This window comes from Lampropedia hyalina DSM 16112, assembly GCF_900129055.1.
Taxonomy (GTDB): domain Bacteria; phylum Pseudomonadota; class Gammaproteobacteria; order Burkholderiales; family Burkholderiaceae_C; genus Lampropedia; species Lampropedia hyalina.
The window spans coordinates 20356-40627 of sequence record NZ_FQUZ01000009.1; the positions used below are offsets into that span (position 1 = coordinate 20356).

The window sequence follows — 20272 nt, forward strand, 5'->3', positions numbered from 1 at the left end:
GGGGCGCAACGTTCAGAGCCTGTGCTCGGGATTCCCTTGTATGATGCCTGCTCTCGCTCTGCGTCCAGCCACGTTCGGAACGCCAGAGAATGTCTCTGTCCGATTGCTTCCCTTCTCCCCCCAACCATGCGCAAACCCCTTTCCTCAGGCCAGCGTGGCAGGCTCTGGCCGTGGCTGCTGTTGGCACTGGCCGCGCTGTCCCTGCTGCTGTGGCTGGCCTTGCGCGGCGGCCCCCAGGTGGCGGCCACACAGATTCAGCCCCGCCCGCTGATGCAGACGGTGGTGGCCACTGGCCGCATCACCACACCGGCACGCATGGCACTGGGCAGTCAGGTGGTGGCGCAGGTGACGGCTGTCCGCGTCGAGGCCGGCCAGCGCGTCGCGGCAGGTGAAGTGCTGGTGCAACTGCGCAGCGACGAGGCCGATGCCGCCGTGGCACAGGCACGCATTGCGCTGGAACAGGCACAGTGGCAGCAGGCCGAACTGGAGCGGGTGCACGCGCCAGTGGCCGCCCAGGCTGTGCGCCAGGCACAGGCCGACTGGACGCTGGCGCAAGTGGAGCACCAGCGCGTGCGCGATCTGGTGGCGCGCCGGTTCTACGCCCCGGCCAGTCTCGATACCGCCGAACGCAGTCTGCAACGCACCCAGGCGCAACTGGCCACGGCACGCACCCAGCACCAGGCCACCTTGCCGGGAGGAGCCAGCCACTCGCTGGCACTCGCACAGCAGCAGCAGGCCCAGGCCGCGCTGGAGCGTGTCCAGGCACAGCGCGCCCTGCTGACCTTGCACGCGCCCACTGATGCCGTGGTGCTCACCCGCGAGGTGGAGCCGGGCGACGTGGCATCGGCAGGCAGCGTGCTGCTGACCCTTGCCGCCGTGGGTGAAACCCGCATCCATGCCACGCTGGACGAGCGCAACCTGCCGCTGCTGCACGAAGGCATGGCCGCCCAGGCCGTGGCCGATGCCTATCCCAATCAGCCGTTTGCCGCCCAGCTCTATTACCTCTCGCCCGCCGTCGATGCCCAGCGCGGCACCGTGGAGCTGCGCCTGCGTGTGCCCGAACCGCCGGATTTTCTGCGCCCGGACATGACCGCATCCGTGGAAATCATCACCGGCCAGAAGGATGATGCCCTTACCCTGCCCGCCGACTGGCTGCACGATGCCGACGGCCCCGCCCCGTGGGTGCTCACGGTGCGCGACGCACGGGCACAGCGACAAACCGTGCAACTGGGTCTGCGCGGCATCGGCCATGTCGAAATTGCCAGCGGCCTGCAAGCAGGCGACTGGGTGCTGGCCCCCGATGGCAAAGTGCGCGAAGGCCAGCAGGTGCGCCCCATGCCGACAGCCGCCATAGCAGCAGCGACCCCATGAACTCGCGCCTGCCCTTTGTCTGGATGGTGGCCCTGCGCTTTCTGCGCGAAGGCAAGACCCAGACCCTGTTGATTCTGGCGGGCATCACCGTGGGCGTGGCCGTGGTGGTGTTTCTCTCCGAATTGATCGCCCAGTTGCAGACCAGCATGATCGAGCGCGTGCTGGGCAGTCAGGCGCACATCGTCATGCGGCCCCTGGAAGAGCACAACACCCGCGCCCTCGCCACCGATGCCGCCACCATCATGGAACCCCGCACCCAGCGGCTGCGGGCCATCGACCAGTGGCAGTCCATGCTGCCGCTGGCACAGGGAATTCCGGGGGTGCTGGCGGCCTCGCCCACGGCCAGCGGCCCGGCCTTTGCGGTGCGCGGGCGGGCCAGCAAGTCGGTGGCCGTGCTGGGCGTGGAGCCAGCGCGTTTTCTGCAAATCGTCCAGATGGATGCCTACATGCTGCACGGGCGGTTCGCGCTCAGCGGCAACCACACCATCATCGGCAAGGATCTGGCCAACGACCTGGGGGCCAGCGTGGGCGACAGGATTTTCGTGCGCACCGCCGATGGCCGCAACGAAATGCTGCAAATCACCGGCCTGTTCGACATCGGCAACCGCGACCTGAACCGCCGCTGGGTGTTCACCACCCTGAAACTCGCGCAGAACCTGCTGGACATCGCCGGGGGGGCCTCCAGCATCGACATCACCGTGCAGGACATCTTCCAGGCCGAAGCGGTTGCCCGCCAGTTGCAGGCGCGCAGCGGCCTGACCGTCGAGAGCTGGATGCAGACCAACGCACAACTGCTCACGGCCCTGCGCAGCCAGGCTTCGTCCAACACGCTGATTCGCAGCTTCATGGTCATCGTTGTCGCGCTGGGCATTGCCAGCGTGCTGGTGGTCAGCGTGGTGCAGAAGCAAAAGGAAATCGGCATTCTGCGGGCGATGGGAGCCAGCACCGGCCAGATGATGGGCGTATTCCTGCTGCAAGGCGGGCTGCTGGGGCTGGCCGGTGCCTTGCTGGGCATGGCCTTCGCCTTCGGCCTGCTGCAAACCCTGCACTGGCTCGCACCCGACAGCATCTTTGCCGAAGTGCAGCTCTCGCCCGCCACGCTGCTGGCGGCCCTGGGCATGGCCGTGGGCATTGGCCTGCTGGCCGCACTGCTGCCTGCCCGCCGCGCCGCACGGCTCGACCCGGTGGCTGCCATCCGGGGATGATCGCCCTCCACACCATGAACACCATGCCGACCCCGCTCCCCTCCACGCCCCTGCTGGAACTGCGCGATGTGCGCAAATCCCACCAGATCGGCACGGCCCTGGAAACCGAAGTGCTGCACGGTATCAGCCTGCGCATTCAGGCCGGGGAATTCTGCGCGCTGACCGGCGCATCCGGCTCCGGCAAAAGCAGCCTGCTCAACCTCATCGGCCTGCTCGAGTCGGCCACGGCGGGCGACATCCTGCTCGATGGCCAGAGCACCACCGGCCTCACGTCCGCGCAACGCACCCGCCTGCGCGGGCGCAGCATCGGCTTCGTGTTCCAGTTCCACCACCTGCTGCCTGCCTTCACCGCGCTGGAGAACGTGCTCATGCCCGCCAGCATTGCGCACGGGCGGCCTTCGCCAGCGCAGTGCCAGCGTGCCCAGGCCCTGCTGCACCGCGTCGGGCTGCGCGGCCACGAGCACAAAAAGCCCGCCGCACTCTCGGGCGGCCAGCAGCAGCGCGTGGCCATTGCCCGCGCCCTGCTGCTGTCGCCGCGCCTGCTGCTGGCCGACGAACCCACCGGCAACCTCGACAGCCACACCGCTGCCGAAGTCTTCGCGCTGCTGCGCGAATTCAGCCACGAAAAAGAGCAGACTCAGCGCAGTGCCTGCCTGATCGTCACGCACGACCCGCATCTGGCCGCCCGTTGCGACCGCCAGTTCGTCATGCAGGATGGCCGCCTGCAACCCGAATCCGACACTCCCGCCGCATCACTTCGATGACCTCCTCTCACACCATTCCCACCGCCGTGCAGCCCCTGCAAGCCACGCTGCAAGAACTGCTGCACGATGCCAGCCTCTGCCCCACCGCCCTGCCCGGCACCGATCTGCAACTGTGGCTGCTGGATGCCACCCACATGCACCGCCGCTTCAACCCCGATGAGACCCGCCGCATCATGGACGAGCCGCCCTACTGGTGCTTTTGCTGGGCCAGCGGCCTGGTGCTGGCACGCTGGCTGGCCGAGCAACCGCATTGGGTGCGCGGCAAAACCGTGCTGGACTTTGGCACCGGCTCCGGCGTGGCCGCGATTGCCGCCGCCAGGGCCGGTGCTGCCGAAGTGGTGGCCTGCGACCTTGACCCGCTCGCGTTGCAGGCCACCGCCGCCAATGCCGCGCTCAACGGCGTGACGCTGGGCTACAGCAGCGACTTCTTTGCCGAGGCCGACCGCTTCGATCTGGTGCTGGTGGCCGACGTGCTCTACGACCGCGCCAACCTGCCGCTGCTCGATGCGTTCCTGACGCGCAGCCAGCAGGTGCTGGTGGCCGATTCGCGCGTGCGCGACTTCCACCACCCGCCCTACGCCCGCATTGCCCGGCAGGAGGCCAGCACCTGGCCCGATCTGGACGAGTCGCCCGAATTCCGCCGCATCAGCCTCTACCACGCCAGCCGTCAGCCCTGAGAACGTATTTACGAAAAAACGCCGCTCCAGTTTCCCAGAGCGGCGTGGTCACATCAACAGCCAGACGGCCATTGAGTGGAAGGAACGGTTAGGGAAGGTCTGCAAAACTCTTGCGGTAAGCCCGTGCCCGCCACTGGGATGCAGCGCAAGGCGGATTTTGCGGTCAATAGCGGGGCTATTGACCGCAAAAGCCAACGCCGCGATGCGCCCAGTGGCGGGATGCGGGCGGCGCAACGGGTTTTGCAGACCTTCCCTGGATCACTTCTTGCGCACCGGTGGCAAATCCGTGCAGGAGCCTTCAAACGCTTCCGCCGCCATGCCGATGCTTTCGCCCAGCGTGGGGTGGGGGTGGATGGTCTTGCCGATATCGACCGCATCCGCGCCCATTTCGATGGCCAGTGCGATTTCGCCGATCATGTCGCCCGCGTGCGTGCCGACGATGCCGCCACCGACGATCTGGTGGGTGTCATCGCTGAACAGCAGTTTGGTGAAGCCCTCGTCGCGGGTGTTGGCAATGGCGCGGCCCGATGCCGTCCACGGGAACAGCCCTTTGTGCACCTTGATGCCCTGCGCCTTGGCCTGCTCTTCGGTCAGGCCCACCCAGGCCACTTCCGGGTCGGTGTAGGCCACGCTGGGGATGACCCGCGCATCGAAGGCAGACTTGGCCAGCTTCGCGTCACCCAGCAGTTCACCGGCAATCACTTCGGCCGCAACATGTGCCTCGTGAACGGCCTTGTGCGCCAGCATGGGCTGGCCGACGATGTCGCCAATCGCAAAGATGTGCGGCACGTTGGTGCGCAATTGCACGTCCACGTCGATGAAGCCGCGTTCGCCCACGATGACACCGGCCTTGTCGGCGGCAATCTTCCTGCCGTTCGGAATGCGCCCCACGGCTTGCAGCACCAGGTCGTAGGTTTGCGGCTCGGGCGCACCTTCGCCTTCAAAACTGACCTTGATGCCTTCGGGCGTGGCTTCGGCTCCGACGGTCTTGGTCTTGAGCAGAATGTGGTCGAAGCGCGGGGCATTGAGCTTCTGCCAGACCTTGACGAGATCGCGGTCTGCCCCCTGCATCAGGCCATCCTGCATTTCCACCACGTCCAGGCGCGTGCCCAGGGTGCTGGAGTACACCGTGCCCATTTCCAGGCCAATGATGCCGCCGCCGACCACCAGCATGCGTTTGGGAGCCTGGCGCAGTTGCAACGCGCCAGTGGACGTGACGATGCGCGGGTCATCCGGCAGGAACGGCAGTTTCACGGCTTCGGAACCGGCCGCAATGATGGCGCGCTTGAAGCGCAGGGTCTGCGTGCCACCATCGGCCAGTTGCACGCTCAGGTGCTGCGGGTCGGCAAACTCGCCCGTGCCCTGCACCACCGTGACCTTGCGCATCTTGGCCATCGCCGCGAGTCCGCCGGTCAGCTTGGAGATGACCTTTTCCTTGTGGGCACGCAGTTTGTCAATGTCGATCTGCGGCTGGCCGAAGACCACGCCCAGGCTCTCCATGTGGCTGGCCTCGTCAATGACGGCCGCAACGTGCAGCAGTGCCTTGGACGGAATGCAGCCCACATTCAGGCAGACCCCGCCCAGCGTGGGGAAGCGTTCCACCAGCACGGTTTTCAGGCCGAGGTCGGCGGCGCGGAACGCTGCCGAATACCCGCCGGGACCTGCGCCCAGCACCAACACGTCGTATTCCGCATCGGCAGAACCGCTGTAGCTGGCCGCCTGTGGCGCGGCAGCAGGAGCGGCCACAGTGGCAGCCGCAACGGGTGCGGGTGCGCTGGCAGCCGGGGCCGAAGCCACGGTTTCGCCTTCCAGCAGCAAGACCAGCGAACCTTCGCTGACCTTGTCGCCCAGAGCCACTTTCAGCTCCTTGACCACGCCCGCATGGCTCGATGGAATTTCCATCGAGGCCTTGTCGGACTCCACCGTGATGAGCGATTGCTCCACGGCCACGCTGTCGCCGGGCTTGACCAGCAGTTCGATGACCGTCACGCCGTCGAAGTCGCCGATGTCGGGAACCTTGATTTCAATGCTTGCCATTGGGATTCCCTCCTGTTAGAGCATGATGCGACGGTAGTCCGCCAGCACCTGTGCCAGATACACGTTGAAGCGCGTGGCCAGCGCACCATCGATGACGCGGTGATCGGCCGTCAGCGACAGCGGCAGCACCAGACGGGGCACGAACTGCTTGCCGTCCCAGACGGGCTTCATCACACTCTTGTTCACGCCCAGAATGGCCACTTCCGGCGCATTGACGATGGGCGCGAAGTAGGTTCCACCAATCCCGCCCAGGCTGGAGATGGTGAAGCAGGCTCCCTGCATGTCGGCCGGGCCGAGCTTGCCGTCGCGGGCCTTCTTGGCCAGCACGCCGGATTCGGTGGCAATCTCGCCGATGCTCTTCTGGTCGGCATTCTTGACCACCGGAACCACCAGACCGTTGGGGGTGTCGGCGGCAAAGGCAATGTGGAAGTACTTTTTGTACACCAGATTGTCGCCATCCAGCGAGGTGTTGAACTCCGGGAACTTCTTGAGCGCGACCGCCGATGCCTTGATGAGGAAGGCCAGCATGGTGAGCTTGGCCCCGCCGGTTTTCTCGTGCTCCTTGTTGATCTGGACGCGGAAGGCTTCCAGATCGGTGATGTCGGCATCTTCGTGGTAGGTCACGGCCGGAATCATCACCCAGTTGCGCGCGAGGTTGGCCCCGGCGATTTTCTTGATGCGCGACAGCGGCTTGGTTTCGATTTCGCCGAACTTGGCGAAATCCACCTTCGGCCACGGCAGCAAATCCAGTCCCACGCCAGAGCCACCGCCCGAACCTGCGGCGGGCTTGGCATTCTGTGCCTGCGCCTGGGTCTGGATGGTGCCTGCCAGCACGCCCTTGATGAAGTTCTGCACATCCGGCAAGGTGATGCGACCCTTGAGGCCGGAACCCTTGACCTCGGCCAGCGGCACACCCAGCTCACGCGCGGCCTTGCGGATGGACGGCGAGGCATGGGGCAGCTTGGCTGACACAGCGGCCGCCGGGTTGTGTGCGGCGACAGGAGCCGGCGCAGCAGCAGGTGCGGGACTGGCGGTGGCCACCGAAGCGGGAGCCGATGCAGCCACGGCTGCGGCAGCAGGAGCGGTAGATTCGGCAGATGCGGTCGCGCCCTGCCCCTTGACCACGCCGATCAGGTCGCCGATGTTTACCTTGTCGCCCAGCTTGACGGCCAGCGATTCGATCACGCCCGCCGCGCTGGAAGGAATTTCCATCGAAGCCTTGTCGGATTCCACGGTAATCAGGCTTTGCTCCAGTGCCACCTGGTCGCCGGGCTTGACCAGCAGTTCAATGACGGTGACGTCCTTGAAGTCGCCGATGTCGGGGATGCGCACTGGCGTGCTGGCTGCGGCAGCCGTGGCAGGTGCAGGTGCGGGAGCCGCCTGCGTCTGGGGATCTGGCGCGGGTGCAGCGGGTGCCGGTGCAGCTGCGGGCTTGGCAGCCGCTTCGCCAGCCGTCTCCAGCGTCAGCACGATGGAGCCTTCGCTGACCTTGTCGCCCAGAGCCACTTTCAGCTCCTTGACCACGCCCGCATGGCTCGATGGAATTTCCATCGATGCCTTGTCGGACTCCACTGTGATGAGCGATTGCTCCACGGCCACGCTGTCGCCGGGCTTGACCAGCAGTTCGATGACCGTGACCCCGTCGAAGTCGCCGATGTCGGGAACCTGAATGTCGATGATTGCCATGTGTGTCTCCTTGTTCTGCATCAGGCGTACAGCGGGTTGATCTTGTCGGCATTGATGCCGTACCTGGCAATCGCTTCGGCGGCCTTGGTGGCGGGCAACACGCCTTCATCGGCCAGCGACTTGAGGGCCGCCAGCACGATGTAGTGGCGGTTGATCTCGAAGTGCTCGCGCAGTTTGTAGCGGAAATCGCTGCGGCCAAAGCCGTCGGTTCCCAGCACCTTGTAGCTGCGGCCCTTGGGGATGAAGGGGCGGATCTGCTCGGCGTAGTTCTTCATGTAGTCGGTGGATGCAATCACCGGGCCTTCGGTGCGCGAGAGCTGCTGCTCCACGAACGATACCTTGCGTTCCTCGGTGGGGTGCAGCAGGTTCCAGCGTTCGGCGGCCTGGCCGTCGCGGGTGAGTTCGTTGAGGCTGGGCGCGCTCCAGACGTCGGCAGCCACGCCCCAGTCCTGCGCCAGCAGGGCCTGTGCCGCGATGGATTCGCGCAGGATGGTGCCGGAACCCAGCAGGTTCACACGCGGGCCTTGCACGTTTTCCGAAGCAGGCTTGCACAGGTACAGGCCCTTGAGGATTTCTTCCTCTGTGCCTTCTTGCAGGCCGGGCATCGGGTAATTCTCGTTGAGCAGGGTCAGGTAGTAGAAGACGTTTTCCTGCTTCTCCACCATGCGCTTGAGGCCATCGTGCATGATGATGGCGACTTCGTGCGCAAACGTGGGGTCGTAGGAGATGCAGTTGGGGATCGTGCCCGCCAGAATGTGGCTGTGGCCGTCTTCGTGCTGCAAGCCTTCGCCGTTGAGCGTGGTGCGCCCGGAAGTGCCACCCAGCAGGAAGCCGCGTGCCTGCATGTCGCCCGCCGCCCAGGCCAGATCGCCAATGCGCTGGAAGCCAAACATCGAGTAATAGACGTAGAACGGAATCATGATGCGGTTGTTCGTCGAGTACGACGTGGCTGCCGCAACCCAACTGGACATGCCGCCCGCTTCATTGATGCCTTCCTGCAGAATCTGCCCGGCCTTGTCTTCCTTGTAGTACATCACCTGGTCTTTATCGACCGGGGTGTAGAGCTGGCCCTTGGGGTTGTAGATGCCGATCTGGCGGAACAGCCCTTCCATGCCGAAAGTGCGCGCTTCATCGACCAGAATGGGCACAACGCGCGGGCCGATGGCCTTGTCGCGCAGCAGTTGCGTGAGAAAGCGCACAAAAGCTTGCGTGGTGGAAATTTCGCGGCCTTCGGCGGTAGGCTCCAGCACGGCCTTGAAGGTGTCCAGCGACGGGATGGTGAACTGCTCGTCGGACTTGACGCGGCGTTTGGGCAGGTAGCCGCCCAGTGCCTTGCGCCGCTCGTGCAGGTACTGCATTTCGGGCGTGTTGTCGGCGGGCTTGTAGAAGGGAACTTCGGCCAGCTTGTCGTCCGGCACGGGGATGTTGAAGCGGTCGCGGAAGGCGCGGATGTCGTCGTCCGTGAGCTTCTTGGTCTGGTGGGCGGTGTTCTTGCCTTCACCGGCCGCGCCCATGCCGTAGCCCTTGATGGTCTTGACCAGCAGCACGGTGGGCTGGCCCTTGTGATGCTGGGCAGCGTGGAAGGCGGCATAGACCTTGTACGGGTCGTGGCCGCCACGGCGCAGTGCCCAGATGTCGTCGTCGCTCATGCCCTCGACCATCTTCAGCAGTTCGGGGTCGCGGCCAAAGAAGTTCTTGCGCACGAATGCACCGTCGTTGGCCTTGAATGCCTGGTAGTCGCCGTCCAGCGTCTCCATCATGACCTTGCGCAGCACGCCGCTCTTGTCCTTGGCCAGCAGCGGATCCCAGTTGCTGCCCCACAGCAGTTTCAGCACATTCCAGCCGGAACCCCGGAATTCGCCTTCCAGCTCCTGGATGATCTTGCCATTGCCACGCACCGGGCCATCCAGACGCTGCAAATTACAGTTGATGACGAAGACCAGATTGTCCAGCCCTTCGCGGGCGGCCAGGCCGATGGCTCCGAGGCTTTCTGGCTCGTCCATTTCGCCGTCACCGAGGAATGCCCAGACCTTGCGCTGGCTGGTGTCGGCCAGGCCACGCGCGTGCAGGTACTTGAGGAAGCGCGCCTGATAAATGGCCATCAATGGCCCCAGGCCCATCGACACGGTGGGAAACTGCCAGAATTCCGGCATCAGCTTGGGGTGCGGATAGCTGGACAGGCCCTTGCCGTCCACTTCCTGGCGGAAGTTCAGCATCTGTTCCTCGCTCAACCGGCCTTCAAGGAACGCACGCGCGTACACACCGGGCGAGGAATGGCCCTGAATGTAGAGCAGGTCGCCGCCGTGTGTGCCACCGTGATCGGTGTCGTCGGCATGCCAGAAATGGTTGAAGCCTGCGGCCAGCATGTGTGCCAGCGAGGCAAACGAGGAGATGTGTCCGCCCAGATCGCCACCGTCTTCGGGGTGCAGGCGGTTGGCCTTGACGACCATCGCCATCGCATTCCAGCGCATGTAGGCGCGCAGACGGCCTTCGAGTTCCAGATTGCCGGGGGTGCGCACCTCATCCTGCGGCTCGATGGTGTTCACATAGCCGGTGTTGGCGGAAAACGGCAGGTCGATGCCCTGCTGGCGGCCTTCTTCCAGCAATTGCTCCAGCAGGAAGTGCGCACGTTCGCGGCCTTCACTCTCGACCACGGCAGCGAGTGCGTCCAGCCATTCGCGGGTTTCCTGCTGGTCGATGTCGTGGGATGCGTAAGGGGTTGCGGCAGCCGGTGTGGCGGCAGGATCGGGTGTGAAATCAGTCACCTGGGTCTCCTTGGTTGTTATGGATTCAATGAAAGAAATGCCGGTTTTGGGTGAAGGAAACGGCAAGGCGTTAGTTTCGCATAAAAAACAAAAATTTCAAATAATGTTTTTCATTTTCATAATGCGGAACAAAAAACGATCTGGCCTCCCTGAATTTCCGACCGTTTTGGCCTGAATCCGCACCAGCGAACGCTTCACCCTAAAATCGGTATCCAACCGCTTTCTACCGCCCTTTTCCACTCCTGCCATCCGTACATTCCATTGACCACTTCCAACCGCAAGCCCTCCCTGATCGAACGATGCAGCCTCTGGTGGAACAGCCTGGGAGCCTGGCAGCAGGAGATGATCGCCACCATTACCCCGCTGCTGGCCGTCAGTCTGTTCCTGCTGGCCACCTTCACGGTATTCCTGTACCTCAAGTTCGAGGAAAGCAACCGCGAGGCGCAGATGCTCCAGCGCGAAAGCAGCTTTGCCCTGCAACGCCTGCACGCCCGGCTGTACCAGCACCAGACGGCCCTGCGGGAGCTGACGGCCCTTGCCGCAGAGCAAGGCCATGTGCCGCAACCCGATTCACGGCTGTATGCCAGGGCACGCGACTGGTTGCGACAGGCTCCCGATGTACAGGGCATTTACTGGATGAGCGCGCACGATTTCACCGCCTCGCCAGATGCCACCGATGGGCCAGCCACTGCCGTGCCCTCTGATGAGCCTGGCCCTGCCATCTCTGCCATGCACTGGTCGGTGACACATGCGCGGCCCGAGGTTTTCGCCCACATGCGCGCGCTGGCCCTCTCCGACGATGCACACAGCACAGCATCGGCTTCCGCCTCTGCATCGCCAATGCTGTTGCAATTGCGCATTCCCATTCCAGTGCTGCCGCCCGCGCCAGACGACGCGCCCGCGCAACACGGCTGGCTGCTGATGGTGCTGGCTCCGCATACCCTGTTGCAGCTCGGCACATCCGCCGAAGCCATGCCACTGGGCTACAGCATGGCCCTGGTGGATGGCGAGCAATTGCCCATGGGAACAGCCGATGCGCCATTGGCCAGGGAGTCGCTGATGGGCCTGCTGCGGCGCGACTGGCTCCCCCCGGCCGAGATGCGCCTGCCAGTTGCCCCCTTCGGACACCATCTGCAATTGCACATGCGCATCTACCGCACCGATTCCGGTCTGACCGACCAGGCGTTTCTGGGCTTCATCGTCATCATGGGGCTGACCATGCTGGTGATGCTCATCATGAACTGGCGGCTGAGCCGCAAGCGTTTCCAGACCCAACGCCAGTTGCAGGACGAATCGCGGTTTCGTCGCGCCATCGAGAACGCCATGACTTCGGGCATTCGCGTGCTGGACATGCAAGGGCGCACCACCTACGCCAACGCCACTTTCAGCCGCATGGTGGGCTGGAGCCAGGAAGAACTGGCCGGCATGGGGCCGCCCTACCCCTACTGGCCGCAGGAAGACCACGACATCCTGCTGCAACGCTTCAATGCCGAAATCTCCGGCAAGCACTATCCTGGTGGTCTGCAACTGCGCATGCAGCGCAAGAACGGCACGATCTTCGATGCCCGCATCTTCATCACCCCATTGCTCAACGAGCACCGGCAGCAGACCGGCTGGCTCACCACCATCAACGACATTACCGAACCCAACCGCATCCGCCAGCAACTGGCCGCCGCGCAGGATCGCATCACGCTGGTGCTGGAATCGCTGGATGCCTCCATTTCCGTCACGCCACTGGGCAGCCGCGAACTGCTGTTCGCCAACCGCCTCTACCGCCAATGGTTCGGCACGCACAGCAGCGGCCACCTCAAGCTCATTGCCAAGGCCGGTGTCACCAAGGCCCGGCAGGCCGATACTGCGCCTAGGGAAGGTCTGCAAAACTCTTGCGGTAAGCCCGCGCCCGCCACTGGGATGCAGCGCAAGGCGGATTTTGTGGTCAATAGCGGGGCTATTGACCGCAAAAGCCAACGCCGCGATGCGCCCAGTGGCGGGATGCGGGCGGCGCAACGGGTTTTGCAGACCTTCCCTAGTTTTGCCAGCCAGCCCACATGGGTATGAAAAATCAGATGTCGAACAGCAGGCGGGCCGGATCTTCCAGCGCGTCCTTCATGGCCACCAGCGACAGCACGGCTTCGCGGCCATCGATGATGCGGTGGTCATAGGACAGTGCCAGATAGTTGATCGGGCGCACCACCACCTGACCGTTTTCCACCACAGCACGATCCTTGGTGGCGTGAATGCCCAGGATGGCCGATTGCGGTGGGTTGATGATGGGGGTGGACATCATGGAGCCGAACACGCCACCATTGGAGATGGAGAACGTACCGCCGGTCATTTCCTCGAGGCTGAGCTTGCCATCCTTGGCCTTGGCACCGAATTCGGCAATCTTCTTCTCGATGTCGGCAAAGCTGAGCTGGTCGGCATTGCGCAGAATCGGCACTACCAGACCGCGTGGCGAACCCACGGCAATGCCGATGTCGAAGTAGCCGTGATAGACGATGTCATTGCCATCGACGCTGGCATTGACCACCGGGTACTGCTTGAGCGCATGCACGGCAGCCTTGACGAAGAAGCTCATGAAGCCCAGGCGCACGCCATGTTCCTTCTCGAACTTGTCCTGGTACTTCTTGCGCAGTGCCATGACAGGAGCCATATTCACTTCGTTGAAGGTGGTCAGAATGGCGTTGGTGGCCTGCGATTGCAGCAGGCGTTCGGCCACGCGGGCACGCAGACGGGTCATCGGTACGCGCTGCTCGGGGCGGCTTCCCAATTCGCCAGTCAGCACAGGCGCAGCCACAGCAGGCAATGCGGCCTTGGCGGCAGGAGCCGGTGCAGCAGCGGCCTGAGCACCGGCAGCCACGGCGGCCAGCACATCACCCTTGAGCACACGGCCATCCTTGCCGGAACCTGCCACGTCGCTGGCTTGCAGCTTGTTTTCGGCCAGCAGTTTGGCAGCAGCGGGGTGGGCCACGTCGCCCTTGGAGCCACCGGCGGCGGCCACGGCTGGAGCGGCTTCAGCTTGCGCAGCCGCAGCAGGTGCGGCGGCTGGTGCTGTGGCAGCGGATGCGCTGGCTTCGGTATCGATCTGGGCCAGCACCTGACTGGACACCACGGTGGCACCATCTTCTTGCAGGATGGCTGCCAGCACGCCCGATGCCGGGGCTGGAACTTCCAGCACAACCTTGTCGGTTTCGACTTCGATCAGGATTTCATCGGCAGTGACGGCTTCACCGGCCTTTTTCTTCCAGGTCAGCAAGGTGGCTTCGGCAATGGATTCGGAGAGTTCGGGAACTTTGACTTCAACAATGGCCATGGGACATTCTCTTGTGTTGTGATTCGTTGATGGACGGATAGCGCAATCACCCGGCAATGCACTTGCAGTACAACCGCTCACCAAGTGACCCGGAAAGAATGAAGCCTTTTCTACCTTGGCTTCACCCTTTCACGCAAGCGGGGTTTTACTTGGTCAGCACAAAGCCCTTGAGCTTCGCAAAAGCGGCCTCCACCAGGTTCTTCTGCTGCTCCTGGTGCAGGTGGGCATAACCCACCGCAGGCGAGGCAGAGGCAGGACGACCGGCATAGCCAAGCTTCTGACCGTCAAGCATGTTCTCGTGGATGTAGTGCTGCACAAAGAACCAGGAACCTTGGTTCTGCGGCTCATCCTGGCACCAGACAATGTCCTTCGCATTCGAGAAACGCTTGACTTCGGCTGCAAATGCCTTGTGCGGGAACGGATAGAGTTGCTCCACACGGATGATGGCCACGTCGTTGTTGTCCTGCTCGGTGCGCTTCTTCACCAAATCGTAGTACACCTTGCCGGAACAGGCGATGATGCGCTTGACCTTGTTGGCATTCTTCACCACATTCTCGTTCTGCTCGGGAATGACGGCCTGGAAACCACCGTCGGTGAACTCGGTGATGGGGGAAGTGGCATCCTTGTTGCGCAGCAGCGACTTGGGCGTGAAGATCACCAGCGGCTTGCGAATGGGGCGCACCACCTGGCGGCGCAGCAGATGGAAGATCTGGCTGGCCGTGGTGGGCTGTACCACCTGCATATTGGTATCCGCCGCCAGTTGCATGAAGCGTTCAATGCGCGCCGAGCTGTGTTCTGGCCCCTGCCCTTCATAGCCATGCGGCAGCATCAGGGTCAGGCCATTGAGACGGCCCCATTTGACTTCACCCGAAGCGATGAACTGGTCGATCACCACCTGCGCACCATTGACGAAGTCGCCAAACTGGGCTTCCCAGATAATCAGCGAATTCGGATCGTTGGACGCATAGCCGTATTCAAAACCCAGCACAGCCTCTTCGGAGAGGATCGAATCGATGACAGTGAAGGGAGCCTGGTTTTCCGTGATGTTCTGCAACGGAATATAGGAGCCTTCGTTGTACTTCTCGCGCTTCTGGTCGTGAATGACTGCGTGGCGGTGGGTGAATGTGCCCCGGCCACTGTCCTCACCGGAGAGGCGAATCGGGAAGCCGCTGGCCAGCAGCGAGGCAAAGGCCATGGACTCCCCCATGCCCCAGTCCACCAGGATTTCACCACGCCCCATGGCGGCACGGTCAGCATAGACCTTCTTGACCAGTTGGTGGGGATTGGTTTCTTCCGGAATGGCCGTGAGTTTTTCTGCCAGTCGTTGCCACTCGCTCAGTGGAATTGCCGTGTCGGCAGTGTCTGTCCACTTCTGGTTCAGGAATGGAGTCCAGTCCACCGCGTACTTGCTCTTGAAGTTGGTGATGACCGGGCTGAAGATATGCTTGCCCTGGTTCATCGCCTCACGGTAGGCCTTGACCAGATCATCCGGCTCATTGGCGGTGAGCACGCCCTGCTGCACCAGTTTGTCGGCATACAGCTTGCGCGTGCCGGGGTGCGCTGCAATCGTCTTGTACATCAATGGCTGGGTCAGGGCAGGCGTATCCTGCTCGTTGTGCCCCAACTTGCGGAAGCAGACGATGTCGATGACCACATCCTGGTGGAAGGTCGTGCGATATTCGATGGCCAGCTGGGTGGCCAGCACCACAGCCTCAGGATCGTCACCATTGACGTGCAGCACTGGGGCCTCGATCATCTTGACCACATCCGTGCAATAGCGGGTGGAGCGGGTGTCACGCGGATCGGAAGTTGTGAAACCGATCTGGTTGTTGATGACAATATGGACTGTGCCGCCAGTGGAATAGCCACGGGTTTGCGACATGGCCAGGGTCTCCTGCACCACGCCCTGCCCTGCAATCGCCGCATCACCATGCACGACCACGGGCAGCACCTGGGTTCCCACGGCATCGCCACGGCGATCCAGACGGGAGCGCACCGAACCTTCCACCACGGGGTTCACGATCTCCAGGTGGGACGGGTTGAATGCCAGCGTCAGGTGCACGGGGCCGCCGGGGGTAGAGACATCGGAACTGAAGCCCTGGTGGTACTTCACATCCCCTGCGGGCAGGTCTTCGGGAGCGGTATGCTCGAATTCGGCAAACAGATCCTTGGGCAGCTTGCCCAGCGTATTGACCAGCACGTTCAGACGGCCACGGTGGGCCATGCCAATGACCACTTCCTGCGCACCCAGCTTGCCCGCCTGGTTCACCAGTTCATTCATGGCCACGATGAAGCTCTCGCCTCCTTCCAGCGAGAAGCGTTTCTGGCCCACATACTTGGTGTGCAGGTAACGCTCCAGACCTTCGGCGGCAGTGAGTTGGGCCAGCACATTCTTTTTCTCGCTGGCATTCAGTGTCGGATGGGTGCGGGCACTCTCGAGCTTTTCCATCCACCAGCGTTTCTGGGTCTGGTCGGTCACATACATGTACTCTGCACCGATGGTCGTACAGTATGTTTCATGCAGCGCGTTGAGCAATTCGCGCAGGGGCATGCTTTCCTTGCCGAAAAACGTGTTGCTGGTGTTGAACACGGTTTCCATGTCTGCGCTGCCCAGCCCATAGGAAGCGGGATTCAGTTCAGGAATATCGGGGCGTTGCGTACGCTTGAGCGGATCAAGATCAGCCCAACGCTGACCCACGTTGCGGTAAGCGGCAATCAACTGCTGAACGGCCGTACGCTTGCGCCCCAACTCGGAGTCGGCCCCGCTGGCCACCACAACCTGGGTGGTTCCCTGCCGGGCGCGCGCCGCAAAGGCATCGATGACCGGCTGGTGCGCCACATCACGGCTGCTCGTTCCATCAACCGCAGGCACATTCTGCAGGGCATCGAAATAGCTGCGCCAGCTTTCGGGCACTCCACCAGGGTTACTGAGATAGATTTCGTAGAGTTCCTCTACGTAGGAAGCATTGCTGCCAAAAAGATAGGTATTGCCTTGGTAGGCTTTGTAGAGAGACGAAGTATCGCTCATGAAACCGCTGACCTCTGCACTTCTGAAAAGTGCCTTAGCTTGGTTGAGAAACCTCCCGCGACACGGCTGAACCGATTAGCGGATGCGACTGTGGCGTTGGGAAGGCGCCTAAGGAAGGCCGTATTTTGCCATCGATTCATGTCGAACGTTTGACTTTCGGCGAGGGCGAAAACCTTTATTGACTTCAGGGGTTTTTTGATCTACCGAGAAAGGACAGGAATGGCACGCCAATGCAGGCCTGGTTGGTTCAGCCCTGAACTCATGCAGCATGGTGCCGCCATGGGTATAATTGCGGCCTTCGGTTTGATCTTGATTCGGTATGAGTCCACATTCAAACCGTGCGCCGGCATAGCTCAGTTGGTAGAGCAGCTCATTCGTAATGAGAAGGTCGGGGGTTCGACTCCTCTTGCCGGCACCACGTCGGTTTCCCTCTTTGAAACAACAAAGGACAGCCCTTGCCAGCTGTCCTTTTTTCGTTCTGGCGACAATCGGTACGTCCTTCCTTTGTATGATGCACGGCATTCCTGTGCGCTGTGCTCTCATGCCCGCACATTTTGTTGCTGCTCTCTTACCCAGTATGGCTTTGGCAACACATGCAGGTCATCCCCTTACCCGATTTCCACCTTCTCGAAAGAATCCTCCATGCAGATACAAAAACTCACATGTGTGGCAGCCCTGGCATTGCTGGCGGCGGCCTGCTCCTCCAAAAAAGAGGCCAGCGCAGATGCACTGAATCCACTGAGCTACGCACCAGCGGACACAGCATACGTCATTGGCAACCTCGAGGCCGCACCCGCCGATTACCAGGAGATTTACAACAAACTGGTCAATCCCCTGAGTCAGGGCGTACTGCAAAGTCTGGCCCGTGCGATTGAGAAAACCAGCGAAATCAAAGACCCCGAGCAAGCAGCCAAGGCCAAATCCTTGCTGGAATTCCTGCAAGCCCAATGGCAGGGTGGTCTGGAAAACATCGGTGTGGATATCAAAGGGCGTGGAGCCATTTACGAAATCAACTCCCTGCCGGTTCTGCGCATGGAACTGACTGACCCTGGCAAATTCAAGGCTTTCATCGCCAATCTGGAAACCCACCTTGGCAAACCATTTGCAACCGGCACGGTACAGAATCAACCTTATTGGCAGATTCCGCTGGAACAGGCCTCGGCCGACAACGATGCACAGATCGTCCTGGCCTTGATTGGCAAACAAGCGGTGCTGTCGGTTCACACCCGTCTGGCGAATACTTCTGTGGAGCAATTGCTGGGCCTGCAAAAGCCGGAGAAATCCATTCTCGACACCGGTGAGTTGCAAGCCATCAATAAGGAGTACGGCTTCAAACCATATGGGACGATACTGCTCAAGCCACAGACCATCGCGCAAAAGTTCCTGGGACAAACCGGGCAGGAAACCTGGGTATCCCAACAGGCGGCTGCCCGAGGCAAGAATGTCAGCGAAGTGTGCCGCAGCGAGATCACAGCCCTGATTGGCAAAGTACCGCGCATCGTCGGTGGCTACACCGAACTGAACAAGAAACAGTTCGACATGCGCTATACGCTGGAACTGGAGCCTGCCCTCGCACAATCGCTCACCGAGCTGACGGCTCCCGTTCCCGGACTGGGCAAAAGCGGCAATACCTCGGCCGTGGAAATCGGCATGGGCCTGCATCTGAACAAGCTGGCGGCTTTTGTCCAGACCCAGGCCAGTGCCATCCAGGCAGCACCGTTCGAATGCGAGGTATTGCAAAGCTGGAATGAAGCTGCTGGCCAGGCCCAGCAGCAACTGGCCGGACTGTACATGGTGGCAGGCTGGGTGAATGGTTTCCGCGCCAATCTGACCGAGTTGAATCTGCAAACCCCCAGTGCCAAGGGTACGGTACTGCTGACATCGCCCAACCCCAGTGGACTGCTGGGCATGGCACAGGGCTTTGTGCCCCAGTTGGCGCAACTGAACCTGGCTCCCAACGCAGAGCCACAGCAACTGGATGCCAGCTTCCTGGCCATGCTTGGCATGAACCCTGAAGAGAGCCTCTGGGTTGCCACCAGCGAGACCGCGCTGGGTGTGAGCCTGGGCCAACAGGACGGCAAGGCCGCGCTGCAACAAGACCTCAAGGCTGCGCCTGCCACTCCAGCCCCCTTCCTCTACACCCGCTTCACCGGTGACATCTATGCCGACCTGATGCGCACCTCGAATGAAAACATTCCCGCAGAAATGCAGCAGGAAGATGTTGCCACCTACATCACCTGGCCACTGATGCAAAGCCTGCCAACGCTCTATGAGCAGATTGGGAACATGTCGTCCCTGTACCTGTTCACCAGCAAAGGGATTGAAGTGCGCCAGGAAACCACGCTGAAGTAAAGTCAATCCTTTTTTTACATACACTTGGCATGCCAGCACCTTCCCGTTGCTGGCATTTTTTTGTTTGTCCACCAGCAGCATTGATATTCAAGAATCGGGATCTGGCTGGCGAAACGCATCTGCACGCAAGCCATGACGCGCCAGTTTGTCATACAGCGTCTTGCGGGGTAGCTGTAGCAGTTCGGCCGTTTGCGAGACCTGCCCCTGCGTTACCTTGAGGGCATTGCAGATGATGCCGCGTTCGACTTGTTCGATCTGTGCCGTCAGTCCCAAGGCCATTGCTTCCCCATCCAGACCTGTACCAGCCCCGATGAACAGGTCATCCGACAGGCCCAGGCACAAGCGTTCTGCACTGTTCTTGAGCTCGCGTACATTGCCAGGCCAGTCATAAGATTGCCAGCGCAACACATCGGTCGGCCGAAAAACGGGAACGGGTAGATGAAATCGTTGGGCGGCCTGTTGCAAAAAATGCGCCATCAGCAATGGAATGTCGTCCTTGCGCTGGCGCAATGGAGGGATTTGCAGAACTGCCACATTCAGGCGATAAAACAGATCCGCCCGGAAAACGCCCTGATCCGCCAGTTCCCTGAGGTCATTTTTGGCAGCCACGATGATCCGGCAATCCACGCTCACCGACTGGTTGCTGCCCAGCCGCTCGATGCAGCGTTGTTGCAATACGCGCAGCAACTTGATCTGCATCACCAAGGGCATGCTTTCGATTTCATCCAGAAACAGTGTGCCACCATGCGCATATTCAATCTTGAAGTTCCCCCACATTACCGGAGGGTATAGAACACTGGATCGGCCATTTCTGGCGTTGGTTTGGAAACAGATTTCTTGCTGCCTTTCCTCCTTTTTTCAAACTCTACAGGCGACAGGTAACCGATGCCTGAATGCAGCCGGTGCGGGTTGTACCAGCCCTCGATCCAGCTAAAGATGTCGCGCTTGGCTCCTGCCTTTGTTGGCCAACTTCTCCTGTCAATCAACTCACATTCCAGACTCGCAAAAAAGCTCTCAGCCATGGCGTTGTCGTAGGCATCACCCACCGTCCCCATGGAGGGCGTTACCTTCATT

13 protein-coding genes, 1 tRNA gene and 1 pseudogene are annotated in these 20272 nt (G+C 61.7%); 7 read left to right on the top strand and 8 right to left on the bottom strand.

The window, feature by feature from the left end; translation table 11 throughout:
• Positions 1–126 precede the first annotated feature (126 nt).
• From BUE21_RS05140 to BUE21_RS05155, 4 genes are read left to right on the top strand one after another with little or no spacing between them, the layout of a single operon-like run.
• Positions 127–1371 carry an efflux RND transporter periplasmic adaptor subunit gene (locus BUE21_RS05140; RefSeq protein ID WP_073355401.1) on the top strand — a complete coding sequence of 415 codons (1245 nt, stop codon included), beginning with the start codon at positions 127–129 and terminating at the stop codon, positions 1369–1371.
• The gene (locus BUE21_RS05145) at positions 1368–2576 is read left to right on the top strand and encodes an ABC transporter permease (protein WP_073355403.1); all 1209 of its coding nucleotides are present in this window, start codon (positions 1368–1370) and stop codon (positions 2574–2576) included. The genes BUE21_RS05140 and BUE21_RS05145 overlap by 4 nt, the downstream gene beginning before the upstream one ends.
• A gap of 23 nt (positions 2577–2599) precedes the next feature.
• The gene (locus BUE21_RS05150) at positions 2600–3340 is read left to right on the top strand and encodes an ABC transporter ATP-binding protein (protein WP_407656053.1); all 741 of its coding nucleotides are present in this window, start codon (positions 2600–2602) and stop codon (positions 3338–3340) included.
• Positions 3337–4017 (top strand): class I SAM-dependent methyltransferase, encoded by a 681-nt coding sequence (locus BUE21_RS05155; protein WP_073355405.1) that lies wholly within the window; start codon positions 3337–3339, stop codon positions 4015–4017. The genes BUE21_RS05150 and BUE21_RS05155 overlap by 4 nt, the downstream gene beginning before the upstream one ends.
• Before the next feature lie 258 nt (positions 4018–4275).
• Here the strand turns inward: BUE21_RS05155 and lpdA are convergent, their stop codons facing one another.
• The 4 genes from lpdA to BUE21_RS14665 form a co-directional block, all read right to left on the bottom strand.
• Positions 4276–6054, bottom strand: coding sequence for a dihydrolipoyl dehydrogenase (gene lpdA / locus BUE21_RS05160; protein ID WP_073355407.1), 1779 nt, complete (start codon positions 6052–6054; stop codon positions 4276–4278).
• A gap of 15 nt (positions 6055–6069) precedes the next feature.
• Positions 6070–7740: a dihydrolipoyllysine-residue acetyltransferase gene (gene aceF, locus BUE21_RS05165; protein WP_073355502.1), complete on the bottom strand. Its 1671-nt coding sequence runs from the start codon at positions 7738–7740 to the stop codon at positions 6070–6072.
• Between the two features lie 20 nt (positions 7741–7760).
• Positions 7761–10439: a pyruvate dehydrogenase (acetyl-transferring), homodimeric type gene (gene aceE / locus BUE21_RS05170; protein WP_073355509.1), complete on the bottom strand. Its 2679-nt coding sequence runs from the start codon at positions 10437–10439 to the stop codon at positions 7761–7763.
• 162 nt (positions 10440–10601) lie between these two features.
• Positions 10602–10754, bottom strand: a complete 153-nt coding sequence (locus BUE21_RS14665) for a hypothetical protein (protein ID WP_159435800.1) — start codon at positions 10752–10754, stop codon at positions 10602–10604.
• A gap of 12 nt (positions 10755–10766) precedes the next feature.
• Between BUE21_RS14665 and BUE21_RS05175 the strand changes: the two genes are divergently transcribed.
• Positions 10767–12563 (top strand): PAS domain-containing protein, encoded by a 1797-nt coding sequence (locus BUE21_RS05175; protein WP_073355409.1) that lies wholly within the window; start codon positions 10767–10769, stop codon positions 12561–12563.
• Positions 12564–12567: 4 nt separating this feature from the next.
• On the opposite strand, the gene odhB is transcribed toward BUE21_RS05175, so the two are convergent.
• The gene (gene odhB / locus BUE21_RS05180; protein WP_073355411.1) at positions 12568–13818 is read right to left on the bottom strand and encodes a 2-oxoglutarate dehydrogenase complex dihydrolipoyllysine-residue succinyltransferase; all 1251 of its coding nucleotides are present in this window, start codon (positions 13816–13818) and stop codon (positions 12568–12570) included.
• A gap of 145 nt (positions 13819–13963) precedes the next feature.
• Positions 13964–16846: a 2-oxoglutarate dehydrogenase E1 component gene (locus tag BUE21_RS05185; RefSeq protein ID WP_073355412.1), complete on the bottom strand. Its 2883-nt coding sequence runs from the start codon at positions 16844–16846 to the stop codon at positions 13964–13966.
• 342 nt (positions 16847–17188) lie between these two features.
• Between BUE21_RS05185 and BUE21_RS05190 the strand changes: the two genes are divergently transcribed.
• Together BUE21_RS05190 and BUE21_RS05195 are read left to right on the top strand one after the other, a co-directional pair.
• Positions 17189–17264: transfer RNA gene (locus BUE21_RS05190), tRNA-Thr, on the top strand.
• A 224-nt stretch (positions 17265–17488) separates the two neighbouring features.
• Positions 17489–19198 carry a hypothetical protein gene (locus BUE21_RS05195; protein ID WP_073355413.1) on the top strand — a complete coding sequence of 570 codons (1710 nt, stop codon included), beginning with the start codon at positions 17489–17491 and terminating at the stop codon, positions 19196–19198.
• Positions 19199–19285: 87 nt separating this feature from the next.
• Here the strand turns inward: BUE21_RS05195 and BUE21_RS05200 are convergent.
• Both BUE21_RS05200 and BUE21_RS05205 read right to left on the bottom strand, forming a co-directional pair.
• A pseudogene (locus BUE21_RS05200) lies at positions 19286–19960 on the bottom strand (sigma 54-interacting transcriptional regulator); the annotation flags it as partial.
• A gap of 14 nt (positions 19961–19974) precedes the next feature.
• Positions 19975–20272 (bottom strand): integrase core domain-containing protein (locus tag BUE21_RS05205; RefSeq protein WP_234971058.1); only part of this gene is annotated, 298 nt, incomplete at its 5' end.